Annotated in this window: 20 protein-coding genes; 17 read left to right on the top strand and 3 right to left on the bottom strand. The window is 67.9% G+C overall.

The genetic code is table 11. The features are described from left to right. Positions 1-5: 5 nt before the first annotated feature. The 5 genes from AC1RRV_RS06465 to trmB all read left to right on the top strand — a co-directional run bounded on the left by AC1RRV_RS06465 (position 6) and on the right by trmB (position 5,213). Positions 6-917 carry a hemolysin family protein gene (locus tag AC1RRV_RS06465; protein WP_492858770.1) on the top strand — a complete coding sequence of 304 codons (912 nt, stop codon included), beginning with the start codon at positions 6-8 and terminating at the stop codon, positions 915-917. Further along, positions 914-2,506, top strand: a complete 1,593-nt coding sequence (gene lnt / locus AC1RRV_RS06460) for an apolipoprotein N-acyltransferase (protein WP_492858769.1) — start codon at positions 914-916, stop codon at positions 2,504-2,506. Before AC1RRV_RS06465 ends, lnt begins: the two co-directional genes overlap by 4 nt. A gap of 34 nt (positions 2,507-2,540) precedes the next feature. After that, positions 2,541-2,960: a helix-turn-helix domain-containing protein gene (locus AC1RRV_RS06455; RefSeq protein ID WP_492858768.1), complete on the top strand. Its 420-nt coding sequence runs from the start codon at positions 2,541-2,543 to the stop codon at positions 2,958-2,960. 128 nt (positions 2,961-3,088) lie between these two features. Next, a complete protein-coding gene (gene metK / locus AC1RRV_RS06450; RefSeq protein WP_492858767.1) occupies positions 3,089-4,312 on the top strand; it encodes a methionine adenosyltransferase in 1,224 nt (407 codons plus the stop codon). Positions 4,313-4,532: 220 nt separating this feature from the next. Further along, entirely contained in the window at positions 4,533-5,213 is a 681-nt protein-coding gene (gene trmB / locus AC1RRV_RS06445; protein WP_492858766.1) for a tRNA (guanosine(46)-N7)-methyltransferase TrmB, read from the top strand. A gap of 67 nt (positions 5,214-5,280) precedes the next feature. Here trmB and AC1RRV_RS06440 read toward each other — a convergent pair whose 3' ends face one another. Next, a complete protein-coding gene (locus AC1RRV_RS06440) occupies positions 5,281-6,195 on the bottom strand; it encodes a LysR family transcriptional regulator (protein WP_492858764.1) in 915 nt (304 codons plus the stop codon). Positions 6,196-6,316: 121 nt separating this feature from the next. On the opposite strand from AC1RRV_RS06440, the gene AC1RRV_RS06435 reads away from it, so the two are divergent. Together AC1RRV_RS06435 and AC1RRV_RS06430 are read left to right on the top strand one after the other, a co-directional pair. Next, complete coding sequence (locus tag AC1RRV_RS06435; RefSeq protein WP_492858763.1) at positions 6,317-6,988, top strand: glutathione S-transferase family protein; 672 nt, start codon at positions 6,317-6,319, stop codon at positions 6,986-6,988. 74 nt (positions 6,989-7,062) lie between these two features. Further along, on the top strand, positions 7,063-7,773 hold the full coding sequence (locus tag AC1RRV_RS06430; protein WP_492858762.1) for a hemerythrin domain-containing protein: 711 nt from the start codon (positions 7,063-7,065) through the stop codon (positions 7,771-7,773). A gap of 6 nt (positions 7,774-7,779) precedes the next feature. On the opposite strand, the gene AC1RRV_RS06425 is transcribed toward AC1RRV_RS06430, so the two are convergent. Beyond that, positions 7,780-8,208, bottom strand: a complete 429-nt coding sequence (locus tag AC1RRV_RS06425; RefSeq protein ID WP_492858761.1) for a DUF5990 family protein — start codon at positions 8,206-8,208, stop codon at positions 7,780-7,782. Between the two features lie 63 nt (positions 8,209-8,271). Then, positions 8,272-8,805, bottom strand: a complete 534-nt coding sequence (ppa, locus tag AC1RRV_RS06420; RefSeq protein WP_492858760.1) for an inorganic diphosphatase — start codon at positions 8,803-8,805, stop codon at positions 8,272-8,274. 250 nt (positions 8,806-9,055) lie between these two features. On the opposite strand from ppa, the gene rimP reads away from it, so the two are divergent. The 10 genes from rimP to truB all read left to right on the top strand — a co-directional run bounded on the left by rimP (position 9,056) and on the right by truB (position 19,463). Beyond that, on the top strand, positions 9,056-9,631 hold the full coding sequence (gene rimP / locus AC1RRV_RS06415) for a ribosome maturation factor RimP (RefSeq protein ID WP_492858759.1): 576 nt from the start codon (positions 9,056-9,058) through the stop codon (positions 9,629-9,631). A gap of 2 nt (positions 9,632-9,633) precedes the next feature. Then, positions 9,634-11,325, top strand: coding sequence for a transcription termination factor NusA (gene nusA, locus AC1RRV_RS06410; protein WP_492858758.1), 1,692 nt, complete (start codon positions 9,634-9,636; stop codon positions 11,323-11,325). Positions 11,326-11,405: 80 nt separating this feature from the next. Beyond that, on the top strand, positions 11,406-12,056 hold the full coding sequence (locus AC1RRV_RS06405; RefSeq protein ID WP_492858757.1) for an RNA-binding protein: 651 nt from the start codon (positions 11,406-11,408) through the stop codon (positions 12,054-12,056). A gap of 272 nt (positions 12,057-12,328) precedes the next feature. Next, the gene (gene infB / locus AC1RRV_RS06400) at positions 12,329-15,412 is read left to right on the top strand and encodes a translation initiation factor IF-2 (RefSeq protein WP_492858756.1); all 3,084 of its coding nucleotides are present in this window, start codon (positions 12,329-12,331) and stop codon (positions 15,410-15,412) included. Between the two features lie 118 nt (positions 15,413-15,530). Continuing rightward, complete coding sequence (locus AC1RRV_RS06395; RefSeq protein ID WP_492858755.1) at positions 15,531-16,043, top strand: DUF2939 domain-containing protein; 513 nt, start codon at positions 15,531-15,533, stop codon at positions 16,041-16,043. 95 nt (positions 16,044-16,138) lie between these two features. Further along, positions 16,139-16,630 carry a hypothetical protein gene (locus AC1RRV_RS06390; protein ID WP_492859223.1) on the top strand — a complete coding sequence of 164 codons (492 nt, stop codon included), beginning with the start codon at positions 16,139-16,141 and terminating at the stop codon, positions 16,628-16,630. Positions 16,631-16,724: 94 nt separating this feature from the next. After that, entirely contained in the window at positions 16,725-17,093 is a 369-nt protein-coding gene (locus AC1RRV_RS06385; protein WP_492858754.1) for a YciI family protein, read from the top strand. Positions 17,094-17,147: 54 nt separating this feature from the next. Next, positions 17,148-17,936 (top strand): dienelactone hydrolase family protein, encoded by a 789-nt coding sequence (locus AC1RRV_RS06380; RefSeq protein ID WP_492858753.1) that lies wholly within the window; start codon positions 17,148-17,150, stop codon positions 17,934-17,936. A 99-nt stretch (positions 17,937-18,035) separates the two neighbouring features. Further along, positions 18,036-18,527 (top strand): 30S ribosome-binding factor RbfA, encoded by a 492-nt coding sequence (rbfA, locus tag AC1RRV_RS06375; RefSeq protein WP_492858751.1) that lies wholly within the window; start codon positions 18,036-18,038, stop codon positions 18,525-18,527. A 3-nt stretch (positions 18,528-18,530) separates the two neighbouring features. Continuing rightward, positions 18,531-19,463, top strand: a complete 933-nt coding sequence (gene truB / locus AC1RRV_RS06370) for a tRNA pseudouridine(55) synthase TruB (protein ID WP_492858750.1) — start codon at positions 18,531-18,533, stop codon at positions 19,461-19,463. Positions 19,464-19,477: the final 14 nt, after the last annotated feature.

Genomic DNA, 19,477 nt, shown 5'->3' with positions numbered 1-19,477 from the left:
GGGCCATGCCCAGCGACGAGCCTAGTCAAAAGCCCGCCGTTCCTGTCCGAAGAAGCCGGGGCGTGCGGGCGTTCCTCCGACGCATGCGCAAGCGGCTGACGGTCGGCGGCGGCGCGCCCCCGCGTCCGCCCGAGCCTCCGCCCCAGGCCGGCGAGGTCGACATCGTCGACCAGGCCGAGGCGTTCCAGAGCCTGCGGGTCGCCGACGTGATGACGCCCCGCGCGGATATCGTGGCCATCGAACTCTCCGCCTCGTTCGAGGCGGTGGTCGCCCAGTTCGCCGAGGCCGAGCACTCGCGGATGCCGATCTATCGCGAGACGCTGGATGACCCTGTGGGTGTCATCCACATCAAGGACGTCTTCCGCCTGCTCTCCGACGAAAAGCGGCCGGGCGCCGAGGATCTGGTGCTGCACAAGCTGCGCCGCGACGCGCTGTATGTGCCCGCCTCGATGAAGGCCGCCGACCTGCTGCTGCGCATGCGCACCAGCCGGATTCACATGGCCCTGGTCATCGACGAGTTCGGCGGCACCGACGGCCTGGTCTCGATGGAGGATCTGATCGAGGCGGTGGTCGGCGAGATCGACGACGAGCACGACGACGCGGCCTCGGCCTCGATCGTGGCGCGTCCGGGCGGCATCTTCGACGCCGACGCCCGCGCGCCGCTGGAGGAGTTGGAAGCCGTCCTCGGCCGCGAGCTCGCGCCGTCCGACATGGAAGAGGACATCGACACGGTCGCGGGGCTCGTCGTGGCCCTGGCCGGCCGCGTGCCGCAGCGGGGCGAGGTGATCGCCCATCCCGACGGCTACGAGTTCGAGGTGGTCGAGGCCGATCCGCGTCGTGTGCGCCGGGTCCGTGTGCGTGGCGGTCCATCGCCGAACGCGACGACCGGAGCCGCCGAGGAAACCAGGGCCTCGTGAGCGCCTGGGATCGTTTCCGCGAGAAGGACTGGCGTGGGCCGGTCCTGGCGCTGGTCGCCGGTCTCGCCGCCGCCCTGGCCCATCCGCCGTTCGGTGTGCTGCCTGGCCTGCTGGGCTACGCGCTTTTGCTTCACCTGCTCGACCAAGCCCATGAGGCCAAGCCGCTGCGCTCGGCGTTCTGGCGCGGCTGGTTGGCCGGTCTGGCCTATTTCGGGCTCGGCACCTGGTGGATCGGCGAGGCCTTCATGGTCGACGCCGCCAACCAGGGCTGGATGGCGCCGTTCGCCGTCGCCGCGATGGCGGCGGGGCTGGCGCTGTTCTGGGGCCTAGCCGGCCTGCTCTACCGCCTTGTTCGCCCGGCGAGCGCCTGGCGGGTCCTGACCTTCGCCGGCGCCTTCGCGGCCTTGGAGTGGCTTCGTGGCCACGTCCTGACCGGCTTTCCCTGGAACCTGCCGGGCGAGACCTGGCGGGCGGGCTCGCTTCCGTCACTGGCGGCCGCGCTGGTCGGCGCCTACGGCCTGACCTGGATCACCCTGGCCATCGCCGCCGCCCCCGCCGTCTGGCGGGACGGGAAGGGCGGGCGGATCGCGCTGGGCGCGGCCCTGGCCGGTCTTGTCGCGCTCTACGGCCACGGCGCCCTGGTCCAGTCGCGCCCGCTGGCCAAGGGCGAGCCGATCTCGGTCCGCATCGTACAGGCCGACATCAAGCAGGACGCCAAGTGGGACGCGGCGCGCTTCGCACAGATCGTCCAGTCCTACGTCTCGCTGACCGCCAAGCCCTACGCCGGTAAGCCCGCCGATCTGGTGATCTGGCCCGAGGGCGCGCTGCCGGCCGCGATCGATGACTATCTCGCGCCCGGGACCTGGGTGCGCCAGGCGATCGTTGACGCGCTCCAGCCGGGCCAGACCTTGCTGATCGGCGGCTATCGCTACGAGGGGCCGGTCGCGAAGCCGGTCTACTACAACAGCCTGATCGCCCTGCGCCGCACGGCGACCGATCTGGAAGTCGTCGGGGTCTATGACAAGCACCGCCTGGTGCCGTTCGGCGAGTACCTGCCGGCCGACGCCCTGCTGACCAAGATCGGCTTCAAGAGCTTGGCCCATCTGGGCGACGGCTTCGCCACCGGGCCCCGCCCCGCGCCGCTGCGGGTGGCGCCCGATCTGCTGATCCAGCCGCTGATCTGCTACGAGAGCCTGTTTCCGGGCCTGGCCCGCCGCGATCGGAACGTCCGGGTTCTGATCAATGTCTCGAACGACGCCTGGTTCGGCGTGACCTCGGGCCCGTTGCAGCACCTGAACCTGGCCAGTTATCGGGCCATCGAAAGCGCCAAGCCGATCCTGCGGTCGACGCCGACGGGAGTAAGCGCCGTCATCGACTCGCGCGGTGAAATCGTTCCTGGAACGCGTCTGGATTTAGGAAAAAGCGGAGTCATCGACGCGGTTATACCGGCAATGGGTGAGGTTACACCCTTCGACGACTTCGGAAACCTGCCGTTCATCGCGCTTCTATTGATATCTGCGGTTGCGTCAGCTCGCCTTCGGACAGGTAAATCCTTTTCCTCTATTGCGCGCACGCAAGACTTAGGCTGAATTGAAACCATAATTTCAGCTATCAAGCGCGGGTATGAGCGAGCTGTCGGACACCGAACGCCACCCCAATCCGGTCGATCTCCATGTTGGAGCGCGCATCCGCATGCGCCGGAAGATCCTGGGCGTCAGCCAGGAACGCCTGGCCGAGGACCTGGGCCTGACCTTCCAGCAGATCCAGAAGTACGAGCGCGGCGCCAACCGGGTCAGCGCGAGCAAGCTCTACGAAATCGCCAAGAGCCTGCAGTCGTCGGTCGGCTATTTCTTCGAAGGCCTGGCCGACACGGTCGACGGCTTTTCCGAAACTGGCGAGCCTTTCGTGCATGACTTCTTGATGACCTCCGAAGGCCTGGAACTGGCGACCCTGTTCCCGAAGATCACCAAGCCGAAGGTCCGTCGCCGGATCCTCGAACTGGTTCGGTCCATGGCGGAAGACACCGCCCTGGGCGAGGACTGACGGACACGTAGCAGGCGAACGCCGCTCGCGCCTTGCCCGCATAAACATATCTTTATATGCTTCCGGTCTAACTGGACGCCCAACTGGGCGCCTGCGCCCGCGCGCGTCTTCATGGCCGGAGCTGTCTCTTGAACCGTTCGTCCTACATCTTCACCAGCGAGAGCGTTTCCGAGGGCCATCCCGACAAGGTCGCCGACCGCATCAGCGATACCGTCGTCGACGCCTTCCTGTCGGTCGATCCCGAGGCCCGCGTGGCCTGCGAAACCCTGGTGACGACCAACCGCGTCGTGCTGGCCGGTGAAGTGCGGGCCGGCAAGCCGGATGGCGACAAGAAGGCCAACAAGCAGCTGACCAAGGACATCCTTGGCTCGCTGGAGCCCAAGGTTCGCGCGGCGATCAAGGACATCGGCTACGAGCAGAAGGGCTTCCACTGGGAGAAGGCGAAATTCGCCAACTTCCTGCACGGCCAGTCGGCGCACATCGCCCAGGGCGTGGACGCCACCGAGAAGAAGGACGAAGGCGCCGGCGACCAGGGCATCATGTTCGGCTACGCCAGCACCGAGACCCCGGAGCTGATGCCGGCCACGCTGCAGTACAGCCACAACATCCTCAAGCGGCTGGCGGAACTGCGTCACTCGGGCGAACTCTCGGAACTCGAACCCGACGCCAAGAGCCAGGTGACGCTGGAATATGACGGCAACGGCCGTCCGGTCCGCGTCGTCTCGATCGTCGTGAGCCACCAGCACAAGAAGAAGATCGACGGCAAGGCCGCGACCTCCAAGCGCGTGCTGGACCTGATCAAGCCGCACATCCTGCCAGTGTTCCCTGACGGTCTGGTCACCAAGAAGACCCAGTGGCTGGTCAATCCGACCGGCCGCTTCGAGATCGGTGGCCCCGACGGCGACGCGGGCGTCACCGGCCGCAAGATCATCGTCGACACCTACGGCGGCGCCTCGCCGCACGGGGGCGGCGCGTTCTCGGGCAAGGACCCGACCAAGGTCGACCGCTCGGCCGCCTATGCCTGCCGCTACCTGGCCAAGAACGTCGTGGCCGCCGGCCTGGCCGATCGCTGCACCATCCAGATCGCCTATGCGATCGGCGTGGCCCAGCCGGTCTCGTTCCACGTCGACCTGCACCGCACGGGCAAGGTCGATCCGGCCGTGCTGGAAAAGCTGCTGCCGCAACTGATCGGCGGCGCGACCCCGCGCTCGATCCGCGAGCACCTGCAGCTGAACCGCCCGATCTACGCCCGCACCGCCGCCTACGGCCACTTTGGCCGCACGCCGGACAACGAGGGCGGCTTCTCGTGGGAGAAGACCGATCTGGTGAGCGAGCTGAAGGGCCTGGCGTAAGCCTAACCCCTTTTCATGAACACGAGCGGGCCCCGGTCATGCCGGGGCCCGTTTCGTTTGAGCCTTGCGTCCTTCGAGGCGCGCCCAGGAGCGCGCACCTCAGGATGAGGGTTCAGTGCAATGAGATCCTCATCCTGAGGTGAGAGCCGAAGGCGAGCCTCGAAGGACGCACGATTGGCGCCGCTAGCCTCCAACCGCCATCAACGCTAAGACGCCGCCCATGACTTCCGCTCCCATTCCCCACGGGCCGCTGCGCTCGTTCGGCCGCATCAAGTCGCGTCCGGTGAAGCCGCGCCAGCAGGCCCTGCTCGACACCCTGCTGCCCGAGATCGCCGTGCCCCAGGGCCCGTTCCAGCCGCTGGACCTGATGCCCGAGGCCAAGGCGGTGTGGCTGGAGATCGGCTTCGGCGGCGGCGAGCACATGGCGACCCAGGCCGGGCGCAATCCCGAGGCCCTGGTGATCGGCGCCGAGCCGTTCGTGAACGGGGTGGCCAGCGCCGTGCGGCACGTCGAGGAGCAGGCGCTCAAGAACGTCCGCGTCCACGAAGGCGACGCGCGCGAGGTGGTCGACTGGCTGCCCGACGCGTGCCTGGACCGGGTCTTCATCATGTTCCCCGACCCCTGGCACAAGGCCCGCCACAACAAGCGCCGCCTGATCCAGCCGGAGTTCGTGGCCAGGCTGGCGCGGGTGATGAAGCCGGGCGCGGCCCTGCGTTTCGCCACCGACTGGGCCGACTACGGCGAGTGGACGACCGAACGGGTTCTGGCCGACCCGAACTTCCGCTTCGCCGAGGCTGACGCCGATCGCAACGCGATCCCGGCCGACCACGTCACGACGCGCTACGAGGAAAAGAAGCTGGGCGACTGCGCTCCGGTGTTCCTGGACTTCATCAGGACCTGACTCACATCGTTGGCGCGCGATGGCCGCCGAAGCCGGCCGCCACCTTCGGCTATCGCGCTTTCGCGCCTCACCAGCGGTTCAAGCCCGAGCGATCCGGGGTCTGGCGCATGGTCATCGCCATGTGCGGCACGAAGAAATCGATGAAGGCCCTGATGCGCGGCACTTGTCGCAGATCCTGGCGCGTCATCATCCAGAAGGACGCCTGACCCTCGACGGTCACCGGCTGGCAGTAGACCAGGTCCGGATTGCGATCGCCCAGGCCGGAGGGCAGGGCGGCCAGGCCCAGGTTCGCGCAGGCCGCGCTGACCATGTTGTTCAGGGTGCTGCAGCGCAGAGGACCCGTCGCGCCGCCCGCGGCTTCGCGCAGCCACCGGATCGGCGGCAGATTCTCCAGCGCGCCCTCGCCATCAATCACCGGGTGGCTGGCGAGGGCCTCCAGCGTCGTCGGCAGACCATGCGTTTCAGCATAGCTCCGGCTGCAATAGACGCCCCAATAGTCGTCGGCCACCTTGCGGGCGACCAGGTTCGAGGATTGCAGGGCGTATGAGGCGCGCAGGGCGATGTCGGCCTCGCCCTTCTCGATGTCAAGGAAGGCGTCGGTCAGCACCAGGTCGATCTGGATGTCGGGATAAAGGCGCCGGAACTCGCTGAGCGCCGGGATCACGGCGATGTTGGCCAATGACTCGCTGGTGGTCATGCGCACGACGCCCGCCATGCCGCGCTGGTGGGTGGCCATCCGATGCTCGGCGGCCTCGACGGCCTTTTCAACCGCCTCGGCGTGAGCGAGCAGGTCTCGGCCGACCTCGGTGAGGACCGCGCCGCCGCGGCCGCGATCGAACAGGGCCAGACCGCAGGCGGCCTCCAGCGCGTCGAGCCGTCGGGCCACGGTGCTCTGGTTCACGCCCAGGCGTTTGGCCGCGCCCAGGGTGCTTCCCGCGCGCGCCGTGGCCAGGAAGTGTCGCAGGTCATTCCAGTCGAACATTCGGGCACTATGCGATTTCGCATAGTGACGTTGCAAGAACGCTGATTGTCGAACCGTGCGGTGGTCCCTATCCAGACGCCACGACATCACCGCCCACGACATTCCCCCTGAAGGCCCCGAAATGCTGTTCTACTGCGACCCGCTCTCGACCGTCTGCCGCCCGATCCTGCAGTTCGCGGCCGAGCACGGCGTGGCCCTGGATCACCGCCATGTCGACCTGATGTCGAACGAGCAGCGGGGCCAGGACTACGGCCTGATCAATCCGAACCGCATCGTGCCTTACCTGGTCGACGGCGACCTGGAGATGGGCGAGGCCTCGGCGATCCTGAAATACCTGGCCGACAAGGTCGGCTCGCCGGCCTATCCCGCCGAGCTGAAGGCGCGCGCCAAGGTCAACGAGGCGATGGATTGGTTCAACACCAACCTCTATCGCGATTTCGGCCACCTGCTGGTCTATCCCCAGATCCTGCCGGCGGACCACATGCCCGACGTCTCGGCCTCGCCGGCCCTGATGCGCTTCGGGGCGCACGCCTCCGAGAAGTGGCTCGGCGTGCTGGACCGCCACATGCTGGGCGAGCGCCCCTTCGTCTGCGGCGAGGCGATCTCGCTGGCCGACTATTTCGGCGCGGCGATCATCAGCCTGGGCTGGACCGTGGCCTTTGACTTCTCGCCCTATCCCAATGTCGCCGCCTGGCTCGAGCGCATGAGCGCCCGACCGTCCTGGCCGATCGCCAACGCCGCCTTCAACGGCTGGCTCAGCGCGATCGAGGCCCAGCAGCGACAGGCCGTCTGACCGCTTCGTCCTAGTTCCTTTCCCCATCCGCCTCTTGCCTCGGCGTCCCTGCATGGACGCCGAAAGGAGATCCCATGTCCTTTTTGTCCCCCAAGCCCGCCGCCGCCCACGACCTGTACGCCCCGATCCACAAGGGCCTGCGCCTGGCGCTTTCGCGGCTGCTGATCCGACTGGGCTCGGTTGACGCCGTTGATCGCGGCGCCGTCGCGACCCTGATGGCGGACCTGCGCGCCCAGATGATCCTGTCGGCCGCGCATCTCGATCATGAGGAGCGCGAGATCCACGCCGCCCTCGAGGCGCGGATCCCCGGCGCGGCCCGTGACCTCTGCACGGACCACGATCGCCACCGCGCCAGCTTCACCCAGATCGAGATCGCCATCAGCGCGGTCGAGGCGACCCCGGCCGACCGGCGCGCTGGGGCCCTGCACCGCCTGTACCTGGCCTTCACCCGCTTCGTCGCCGACGACCTGGCGCACATGGCCGAGGAGGAGGAAGTCATACTGCCCGTGCTGCAGGACCTGTTCACGGACGAGGAACTGGCGGCGATCGAGGGGCGGATCACCGCCGCCCTCACGCCCGACCGGATGATCGCCTATGCCCAGCTGATGATCCCGGCCGCCAGCCCCGCGGGACGCCTGGCCCTGCTGACCAAGGCGCGCGACGGCATGATCCGCGAAGGCGCTCAGCCCGAGGCGTTCGCGGGCCTGCTGAACTTCGGCGCCAAGCCGTCATTGCCGCGCGAGGACTGGGAAGCCCTGATCCGCGATCTGGACATGGCCGCCTGACGACCTTCAGCCGCCGATGCGTCGCCAGGTCGAGAGCAGTGGAACCGAGGCGCAGGCCGGGCCGCCGTCTCCCGAGCGACCGGCGATCGTCGCCTCCAGGATCTCGCCCGCCGTCGCGGCGGCCAGGGCAAGGTCGGCGGGCAAGTCGTTCAGATAGACCTTGACCCGCCGAGACCATTCGGAGGCCGGGTCTCCGGCCTGTCGGCCCGAGGCGACATAGACGAAGCGTCCGCGATCATCCGACCGCACGAAGCCGCCGCCGGGGCGAAGGCCGTCCGGCGTTCGTGTCAGGGTGATCGGGATGTCGAAGGAAAGATCGCCGTCGCCGGCCCTGGTCGGATCGACCGGCCGGCTCTTGGCGTCCTGCTTGGAAAAGACCACGCCCGCGGGCGGGTCGGCCAGGATGATCCGAAGGATGAGATCGATCCTGGCCATCGGAAGCCTTTCCAATCTGATCGGCGCGATCAGACTGGACAAAAAGGCTGACCGAGAAAAGACCTAGTAGGTTTCGTTGTAGCGCTTGATCGCCGCGCGGATGATGTCGGCGGTTTCTTCCAGATCGGCCCAGCCGGTGATCTTGGTCGACTTGCCCTTTTCCAGGTCCTTGTAGTGCTGGAAGAAGTGAGCGATCTGCTCGGTGAGGATCACCGGCAGGTCGCGCCAGCTGTTCACGCCCGTGTAGAACGGGTGCAGCTTGTCGACCGGCACGGCCAGGATCTTTTCGTCCGAACCGGCTTCATCGACCATCATCAGGGTGCCGATCGGGCGGCAGCGAATGATCGCGCCGGGCACGACCGGCGTCGGACCCACCACCATGATGTCGGCGGGGTCGCCGTCGTCGGCCAGGGTGTGCGGGATGAAGCCGTAGTTGGCCGGATAGAACATGGCCGTGTGCAGGAAACGGTCGACCATCAGGGCGCCGCTTTCCTTGTCGATCTCGTACTTCACCGGCTCGCCGCCCTGCGGGATCTCGATGATGGCGTTCAGATCGTAGGGCGGATTGACGCCCGTAGGGATCTTGGAGAGGTCCATTGTGACTCTTCGTCTTATGAGGTCCGCGGGGAGGCGGCCTGCGCGGTGGGGCTTATAGGCTCAAATTGCTGCGGTGCGGAAGAGGCGTGCGCCGACGGAGTCGACAACGGGCGGCAATTCGCCTATAAAGCGCTCCACATCGTCCGTTAGCGCTGATTGGCGCTTTCGAGCGGCGGCCCGAAAGGCTGCCGCTTTTTGTTTGGCTGGACGGCGGGTTCGCTCCCGTCAGCCGTATCGAGTTGAGAAGAACGTGCGCGGCAAGACGCAGGAAGACCGTGACCTGATCGAGATGCTCGATCCCGTGGCCGAGGCCGTCGGCTACGAAATCGTCCGCCTGCGCCTGATGGGCGGCGCCGAGCAGCGTCGCCTGCAGATCATGGCCGAACATCCGCTGCAGGAAGACGGCTCGGGCGGCGACATGAACGTCGAGGACTGCGCGAAGCTTTCGCGCGCCATCTCGGAAATTCTCGACGCCGCCGATCCGATCGTCGGCGAATATACGCTGGAGGTCTCCAGCCCGGGCATCGACCGCCCGCTGACCCGCCTGAAAGACTTCGACGACTATGCCGGCCTGGACGCCCGCATCGAACTGGACCGCGTGGCCGAGGGCCGCAAGCGCTTCAAGGGCGAGCTGGCCGGGATCGAGGACGACCAGGTCGGTTTGAACATCGAGGGGGAGGACGACGTTACCGTCTACTTCCCGTTCGCCTGGATCATCGACGCCAAGCTCGTCATGACCGACACCCTGATGAAGCGGGGCGCCGAGCAGCGCGCCGCTCGCATCAAATCCGACAACGAAGACCTGTCCGAAAGTGAAGAGGACTAATCATGGCCATCGGCATCGCCGCCAACCGGCTCGAACTCCTGCAGATCGCCGACGCGGTCGCCCGTGAAAAGGGCATCGAGAAGGAAGTCGTCATCGAGGCCATCGAGGACGCCCTGCAGAAAGCCGCCCGCGCCCGTTACGGCGCCGAGCACGACATCCGGGTGAAGATCGACCCCAAGACGGGCGAGACCAACCAGAAGCGCGTGATCGAGGTCGTCGCCGACGACACAGAACTCGAAGGCGAGATCGGCAAGGTCCAGCTCTCGATCGCCAAGCGCACCTGGCGCGACGCCGAGATCGGCAAGATCTACGAAGAATCCCTGCCGCCGTTCGAGATCGGCCGCGTCCAGACCCAGATGGCCCGCCAGGTCGTCATGCATAAGGTCCGCGAAGCCGAGCGCGAGCGTCAGTACGACGAGTACAAGGATCGCGTCGGCGAGATCGTCAACGGCAGCGTCAAGCGCGTCGAATACGGCAACGTCATCGTCGACCTGGGCCGTGGCGAAGGCATCATGCGCCGCGACCAGTCGATCCCGCGCGAGAACTTCAACGTCGGCGACCGGATCCGCGCCTACATCTACGACGTCCGTCGCGAGACCAAGGGCCCGCAGATCATGCTGAGCCGCGCGCACGGCGGCTTCATGGCCAAGCTGTTCGCTCAGGAAGTGCCGGAAGTCTACGACGCCGTCATCGAGATCCGCGCCGTGGCCCGCGACCCGGGCTCGCGCGCCAAGATGGCCGTCATTTCGAACGACAGCTCGATCGACCCCGTCGGCGCCTGCGTCGGCATGCGCGGTTCGCGCGTGCAGGCGGTCGTGGCCGAGCTGCAGGGCGAGAAGATCGACATCATCCAGTGGTCGGAAGATGAAGCCACCTTCATCGTCAACGCCCTGGCCCCGGCCGAAGTCTCCAAGGTCGTCATGGACGAGGAAGACGAGCGCGTCGAAGTCGTGGTGCCGGATGAGCAGCTGTCGCTGGCCATCGGCCGTCGCGGCCAGAACGTCCGCCTCGCCTCGCAGCTGACCGGCTGGCAGATCGACATCATGACGGAAAGCCAGGAGAGCGAGCGCCGTCAGAAGCAGTTCACCGAGACGACGGCCCTGTTCCAGGAAGCCCTGGACGTCGACGAAGTCATCGCCCAGCTGCTGGTCACCGAAGGCTTCGCCGCGGTGGAAGACGTCGCCTATGTCGAGCCGCACGAGATCGCTTCGATCGAAGGCTTCGACGAGGAGACCGCCGAGGAGCTTCAAGCTCGCGCCCGCGAATTCCTGGAAAAGGAAGCCGCCGCCCTGGACGCCAAGCGTGTCGAGTACGGCGTCGAGGACGCGGTGCTGGAGATCGAGGGCGTGACCCTGGCCATGGCCGTGGCCCTGGGCGAAGGCGACGTGAAGACCGTCGAGGATCTCGCCGGTCTGGTGCCGGACGACATGCGTGGCTGGTTCGAGAACAAGGGCGGCGAGCGCGTGCGCGAGCCGGGCATCCTGGAAAGCTTCAACCTGTCGCCGGAGGACGCCGAAGCCCTGATCATGCGCGCCCGCGTCGTCATGGGTTGGGTCGAAGCCCCGCCGGAGCCGGAATACGAGCCGGAAGCCGAAGGCGAGTTCGAAGGTGACGACGAAGTCGAAGGCGACGCTGTCGCCGACGAAGCCGTCGAGGCCACTCAAGAAGAAGCCGCCTCGGAAGAAGAAGCCTAAGGGCCTCTGATCGACGCACGACGGCCTCGCGGAGCGATCCGCGGGGCCGTTCGCGCTCATAAGGCCAACTTCAAGGACCCATGACCGAGCCCGCCGCGCCCAAGACCCACGCCGAAGCCAATCGCCTGCGTAAGGACATCGTCCTGGGCGAGGCGACCGACGAGGCGCGTCTGATCCGCTTCGTGGCGGGGCCGGACGGCGTCGTGGTTCCGGATCTCGCCCGCAAGCTGCCGGGTCGGGGCATCTGGGTCGGCGCCGACCGGGACTCGGTCACGACCGCCGCAAAGAAGGGCCTGTTCTCGCGCGCGGCCAAGACCAAGCTGACCGCGCCGGCGGATCTCGCCGACCAGGTCGAGGCGCTGCTCGCGCGGCGGATCCTGGACAGCCTGGGCCTTGCACGGAAGGCTGGGACCATTATCTCGGGGTACGAGAAGGTGGTCGCCGCCCTGGGGACGGGTAGCGTCGCCTGGCTGATCGAGGCGTCCGACAGCGCCGAAGACGGTCGCCGAAAGATTCAGAACGCCGCCCGCAAGGCCCCGAACACACCCCGTTTGTTGGGCGCATTCAGTTCGGACGAATTGGGTTTGGCCTTGGGCGGGGAGAATGTGATACACACGGCGCTCCTCGCCGGGCGCGGCATCGATCGATGGACTTTGGACGTCGAGCGTTTATCCGGTTTTCGCCCGCTTTCGCCTCCCGAATGGTCGGCGAACGCACGTGAGGACGGCTAGGGAGACCAAGTCTCCCGGCCAAGTGGGGCTAGCCTGTTTGCCCCGGCCGGCTTGCCGGCCATGACAGGCTCTAGGGTCTTTCGACCACACCGGGCGGCCGGTGTGATCGCAAGACTCTAGAATCTTCGACGTTGGGCGCGGCCATCCGGGTCGCGCTCGTGAGTTAGGGTCGGGAAACGCGCTTCTTTCGAGAGGTACGTCCTGGCCCCTTTCTCACATGGGACGAACGGTTTTTTAGCCGGGTACCGCCCGGCGGAAGTACAAGCGAGCGCATGAGCGACGAGAACGAAAACGGCCGACCCGGCGGACGCACCCCAATGACGCTGAAGCCCCGCCAGGGCTCGGTGAGCGCAGGGGTCGTGAAGCAGAGCTTCAGCCACGGCCGCACCAAGACGGTGGTGGTCGAAACCAAGCGCACGCGTTCGCATGCGCCCGCGACCGGCAACCTTGCCGCGCCGTCTTCGGCTGAGCGTCGCCATACGCCGGACGCCCCGGCTCCGCGTCCGCAGCAATCGCAAGGCGGTGGCGGCGGCAGCTCGGCTGGTGGTCTCTCGCAGGAAGAACTGCGCGCTCGCCAGCGCGCCATCGAATCCGCTCGTGAGTCCCAAGCCCGCAGCGCCGCCGACCAGGCCGCCGCCGAAGCGCGCGCTCGCGCCGCCCAGGACGCCGCTCAGCGTGAAGCCGCCGCCAAGGCCGCCGCCGAACGCGCGGCCGCCGCGCCGCCTTCGGCTCCGGCCCCCGTGGCGACGGCTCCGGCCGCTCCGGCTCCGGTCGCTCAGGCCCCAGTCGCTTCGGCGCCCGCCGCGCCGGTGACCCCGCCGCCGACCGCTCCGGCCCAACCCGTGGCTCAGGCCCCGGTCGCCCCGCGCGCGGAAGCGCCGCGTAGCGAGGCTCCGCGCCAGGAAGGTCCGCGCCCGGCCCCGTCCAGCCAGACCCGTTCCTACGAGCCCAGCCGCGAGCGCCGCGACGATCGTCCGAGCACGACGACCTATCGCCCGGCTCCGCAAAGCCCGTTCAATCAGCGTTCGCCGCGTCCCGACGCCGGCGCCAACTTCGGGCAACGGGCTCCCCGTCCCGAGGGTGACCGTCCGCGTGGTCCGCGTCCCGAAGGCGATCGTCCGCAGGGCGATCGCGCCGGCTACCGTGGCGACCGCCCGCAGGGCGATCGTCCGCAAGGCAATGATCGCGACCGTCCGCAACAGACCGTGCGCTACTCGGCCCTCGCGCCGCGTCCGGCGCCTGGCGGCCCCCGTACGGGTCCCGGTGGTCCGCGCGGTCCGCGTCCGGGCGTGCCCGCCTCGGCTCCGGCGACGCCGGAAGTCCAGCGCGCCATGCGCTCGGCGCCGCGTCCCGGCGGCGAAGTCAGCCGTCGCCCCGATGACGACGATGATCGCCGTAAGGCCGCCGCTCCCGGCAAGGCCGTGTCGCGCGCCAAGGGCGCCCCGGTTCGCCGTGAAGGTCGCCTGACCATCCAGGCCGTGGCCGGCGACGGGGATTCCGCCGATCGCATGCGCTCGCTGGCCTCGGTTCGCCGAGCCCGTGAACGTGAAAAAGAAAAGCGCCGCGGCGGTCCCGCCGAGGTTGTGAAGGTCAGCCGCGAAGTGGTCATTCCTGACGTCATCACCGTGCAGGAGCTGTCCAACCGGATGGCGGTGCGTGGTGTCGAGATCATCAAGTTCCTGATGCGTCAGGGCGTGATGCTGAAGATCAACGACGTCATCGACAACGACACCGCCGAGCTGGTGGCGACCGAATTCGGTCACACCGTGCGCCGCGTGTCGGAAGCCGACGTCGAAGAAGGCTTCATCGGCGCCGAGGACATCGACGATCACCTGGAGCCGCGTCCCCCGGTCGTCACGATCATGGGCCACGTCGACCACGGCAAGACCAGCTTGCTCGACGCCCTGCGCTCCACCGATGTCGCCTCCGGCGAACACGGCGGCATTACGCAGCACATCGGCGCCTATCAGGTTCGCCTGAAGGACGGTCAGCGCGTGACGTTCCTCGACACGCCCGGCCACGCCGCGTTCTCGTCGATGCGCGCTCGCGGCGCCAACATCACCGACATCGTCGTGCTGGTGGTGGCGGGTGACGACGGCGTGATGCCCCAGACGATCGAGGCGATCAAACACGCCAAGGCCGCCGAGGTGCCGATCATCGTCGCCGTCAACAAGATGGACAAGCCGGGCTCGGATCCGACCCGCGTGGTCAACGAGCTGCTGCAGCACGAGATCGTCGTCGAAAGCCTGGGTGGCGACACCCAGATCATCGAGGTCTCCGCCAAGGCCCGCACCGGTCTCGACGACCTGCTGGAAGGCATCCTGCTGCAGGCCGAAGTGCTCGACCTGAAGGCCAACCCCGACCGCAGCGCCGACGGCGTCGTGATCGAGGCCAAGCTGGACAAGGGCCGTGGCGCCGTCTCGACGGTGCTGGTCAACCGCGGCACGCTGAAGCGCGGCGACATCGTCGTGGCCGGCAGCCAGTGGGGTCGTGTTCGCGCGCTTCTCAACGAGCGCAACGAACAGCTGACCGAAGCCGGTCCGGCCACCCCGGTCGAGATTCTCGGCCTGGACGGCGTGCCCTCGCCGGGCGACGCCATCGCCGTGGTCGAGAACGAGGCCCGCGCTCGCGAGCTGACCGAGTACCGCATCCGCCTGAAGCGTGAGAAGTCGCTGCACCCGGTGGGCGCCGGCGCTTCGATGGCCGACATGATGGCCAAGCTGCAGGACAAGAAGCTGAAAGAGCTTCCGCTGATCATCAAGGCCGACGTGCAAGGTTCGGCCGAGGCGATCATCGGTTCGCTGGACAAGATGTCGACCGACGAGGTCCGCGCGCGGATCATCCTGTCGGGCGCCGGCGCGATCAGCGAAAGCGACGTCATGCTGGCCAAGGGCGCCGGCGCGCCGGTCATCGGCTTCAACGTCCGGGCCTCGGCCCAGGCGCGAGCCCTGGCCGAACGCGAAGGGGTCGAGATCCGCTACTACGCGATCATCTACGACCTGCTGGACGACATCAAAGGCGTGCTCTCGGGCATGCTGGCCCCGATCCAACGCGAAACCTTCCTCGGCAACGCCGAGGTCCTGCAGGCCTTCGACATCTCGAAGATCGGCAAGGTCGCCGGCTGTAAGGTCACCGAAGGCGTGGTCCGCAAGGGCGCCAAGGTCCGGATCATCCGCAACGACATCGTCGTTCTGGAACTGGGCACCCTGGCGACGCTCAAGCGCTTCAAGGACGAGGTCAACGAGGTTCCGTCCGGCCAGGAGTGCGGCATGCTGTTCGCCGGCTTCCAGGACATCAAGGTCGGCGACACCATCGAGTGCTTCACCGTCGAAGAGATCAAGCGCCAGCTCGACTAGGCTAGCTGCAAGATCGCAAGATCGAAGGGCGCGGATCGCAAGGTCCGCGCCCTTTGTCTTTGTGGCGGCATCCGAACCCAGACTGGAAATCGCCCCAATCCGGCGCTACGCCTTTGGCATGCGCATCAGAGCCCTTCTCGTCTTGACCGTCGCCGCCGCGTCCTTGAGCGCCTGCGCGACCGTGGATCGCTACGACGCCGCCGGCGACGTGCACGACCTGCTGGTCGCCATCCGCGACAACGATCGCGCGACCTTCGACGCCCATGTCGATCGCCGCGCGCTCAAGGCCCAGATCGAGGCGAGGCTGGTGGACGAGGCGCGTCAGCGCCAGCCGGGCGACAAGCTGATGGCCCTGGCGGCCTTGGCGGCCGGGCCCCTGGCCGACGTCGCGGGCGAGGCGCTGATCCGGCCCGAGACCTTCCACGCCGCCGCCAACTACTACGGCTACACGCCCGACCGCCCGATTCCGGGCCGGGTGGCGATCGCCAGCACGCTGCGGCCGGTTGGCGACGGCCGGGTCTGCGCGGCCAAGCGCGACGGGCCCTGCATGCTGACCTTCATGCGCGAAGGCGACCGCTGGCGGCTGTCGGGCTTCGATGCTCAAGCGGCGAACCTGCACCTGAAACGATGAAGTCAGCTATCCGTGGGGGCGCGGCCCTGACCCTGATCGCGGTGGCCGCCGCCCTGTCGCCGCCGGCGGTTTCCGCCGCGCGGGCCGAGACGCGGATGTTCTCGTACGATCCGATCTCGCCGGACGCCAGGCGGCTGACCGGCGCCGGCGTGACGATCCTGTTCAACCAAGGCCTTTTGGGCGCCGGCCGCCCGATCAAGGTCCTGGCCACCGGCGTCCCGGCCCAGGCCGTGCTGAAGGATGGCCGCCAGAAGGACCTCGGACCCGGCGGCCTGGGGGCCATGGACGGCGTCGACGCCGACGCCTCGCTCTACGAGGTCGACGACAAGACCGCCCAGGGCAAGATCTATGTCCGCGCCTTCTGCCCGGGTTCGAAGCGCCTGTGGCTGGCGTTCAGCACCATCGCCATTCGGCGCGACCTGCGTATCCAGGCGTTCGGCGACGATCCGAAGGTCGATGGGCGCGCCAGGCTCTGCGGCACCCTGGACTTCTCCTATCGCGGCGAATGGCGTCTGCCCAAGGATCGCCGGCCGGATCCGATGTCGGACTGGACCGACAGTCCGCAGCATCCCGACACCACCAACTGACATTTTTCCGCCGCCCGTGTCGCATTCGGCGGGTCTCGCGCGTCCTAGGAGTGAGGCCGGCCCAGGACTGGAAAGGGTCGGCGGGAGACGCGTGATGCGGTTCATGGTGCTTCTGAAGGTCGAGGCGGACGCCGAAGCCGATCCGGCCGAGGCCATGCGGGCCTACGACGCCGAACTGGCCCGCGCCGGGGTCGCCGATCGCGCCAGGCTCTCGGCGCGGGGCGCCCGGATGGCCTCCGACGAGACGGCGGACGGCCGGACCCTGGCCGGCTTCTGGGTCTATGACCTGGACTCGCGCGAGGACGCCGCCGCGTGGGTGCGCCGCTGCCCCGCTCCGGCCCCGACGCCAAATGGCGGCTCGGCCGCGATCGAAATCCGCCTTCTGCTGGAGTCGAGCGACCTGGGTGAACGCCCCCGGGCCCGCGACCGCAGGCCGGTCTGGGAACGCGCCATGGCCTTCTGACCTCGCCAGCCCGGGGACTCCGGTCTAGCCTCTCCTCAAACAGGGGGAATGGGCATGGCTGACGGGGACGCGCTGGCGGGTTTCACGCGCTTTGAGTTCGACGACGGGCGCTGGACGCGGGAGGTCTTCCGCATCGGTTCCGGCCCGGCGGTGATCGTCATCCACGAGGTGCCGGGCCTGCATCCGGGCGTGCTGGAATTCGCCCGCGACCTGGCCAGCGCCGGCATGACCGCCTTCTGCCCCAGTCTGTTCGGCCAGCCCGGCAAACAGGTCACACGGGGCTATGCGATCGGTTCGATCCTCAAGAACATCTGCGTGCGGCGTGAGTTCAGCGTCTGGAACGGCGGCCGCTCCAGCGCCATCGTCGACTGGCTGCGGGCCCTGGCCCGGAAGGCGCACGAGGAGTGCGGCGGCAAGGGCGTCGGCGCGGTCGGCATGTGCTTCACCGGCGGCTTCGCCCTGGCGATGATGACCGAGCCGTCCGTGGTGGCGCCCGTGCTGTCCCAGCCGTCGCTGCCGCTGAACAACGGCGGAGGCCTGGACTGCTCGGCCTCGGAACTGGCTTGCGCCAAGAAGCGGTTCAAGGACGAGGACCTGTCGCTGCTGGCCCTGCGCTTCACCTCCGACAAGCTGGTGCCGAACGCCCGCATCGACCGGCTCAAGGCCGAGTTCGGCGACAAGGTCGAGGTGGTGGAGCTCACCGACGAGGACGCCGCGCCCGGCATGCCGATGGCGCCCCATTCGGTCCTCACCCTGCACCTCCACCGCTCGATCCCCGACAGCGGCTCGATGAAGGCGCGAGACAAGGTGGTGGCGTTCTTCAGGGCGCGGGTGGGGGCCTAGCGCTGGACTTTCTAGCGCTGGGGGCCTAGACACCCCGCCTCCGATTTTCCCCGCGCACCGGCGTTCGATCCGCCGGCCGGGCCACAAGGATTCCGCGCCATGAAGCGCCTCTCCGGTCCCAAAAAGGCCGAAACCAAGAAGGGCCCCGCCGGCCCCTCGCAGCGCCAGCTCCGCGCCGGCGAACTGATCCGCCACGCCCTGGTCGATGTCTTCCGCGAGGAGGGCCTGGCCGATCCGGTGCTGGTCAATCTCTCGATCACGGTCTCCGAAGTGCGGCTGAGCCCCGACCTGCGTCACGCCGTCTGCTTCGTCGAGCCCCTCGGCGCGGGCCTGAAGGGCGAAGCGGGCCGCAAGGACGAGGACATCAAGGAGGTCATCAAGGCCCTGAACCGAGGCGCGAGCTTCCTGCGCGGTCGCCTGGGCAAGATGATCGACATGAAGTTCACGCCCGACCTGAAGTTCATTCACGACGAGAGCTTCGGCGCCGCGGCCTATATGGACCGCCTGTTCGACGATCCGCGCGTGCAGCAGGACACCGGTCGGCTCTCCGACGTCCTCGGCGACGATGACGACCATGGGGACGAGGACTGAGACATGGCCCGCCGCAAGAAGGGCGAGGCCATCTCGGGCTGGCTGTGCCTGGACAAGCCCTACGACCTGACCTCGACCACGGCCGTCAGCCGTGTGCGCCGCGCGTTCAACGCCCAGAAGGGCGGCCATGCCGGCACGCTGGACCCGCTGGCGACGGGCATCCTGCCGATCGCCCTGGGCGAGGCGACCAAGACCGTCCCGTTCCTGATGGACGCCGACAAGGCCTATCGCTTCACCATCGCCTGGGGCCGCGACACTACGACCCTGGATCGCGAGGGCGAGACGACCGGGACCTCCGACGTGCGCCCGGCGCGCGAGCAGGTCGAGGCCGCCCTGCCGGCCTTCATCGGCGAAGTCGACCAGATCCCGCCGAACTTCTCGGCCATCAAGGTGGACGGCGAGCGGGCCTATGACCTGGCCCGTGACGGCGTGGAATTCGAGCTGGCGACCCGCAAGGTGACCATCCACGGGCTGAAGGTCGTGGCGACGCCCGACGCCGACCACGTCACCCTGGAAATGGAATGTGGCAAGGGCACCTATGTCCGGGCCGTGGTCCGCGATCTGGCCAAGGCGCTGGGAACCTGCGGCCATGTCGCCGAGCTGCGCCGGACACGGGTGGGCCGGTTTACCGAGGACGCGGCGATATCGCTGGAAACCCTTGAGAATTTGAGCTATGAGGCCCGGCTGTCGGAGGCATTGCTTCCGGTCGAGACCGCGCTGGACGACATCCCGGCGTTGGCCGTGACCGATGAAGACGCCTTCCGGCTTGCACAGGGACGCGCCATCGTCCTGCTTCCAAGGCAGGTTGAAACGCTGAAAGCCGAGCTCACGCCCGGCGATCGCACCGTTTCCGCCATGTCGGGGGACAGGCTGGTGGCCTTGTGCGAGATGCGCGCCGGGAAGCTCAATCCGGTGCGGGTCTTCCAACTCACCTGAGCGGAGACAACCCG

This window comes from Caulobacter sp. GW821-FHT11E10, from assembly GCF_058808375.1.
The sequence above is the reverse complement of the archived record's forward strand: the minus strand, read 5'-3'. Positions and strand labels throughout refer to the sequence as shown.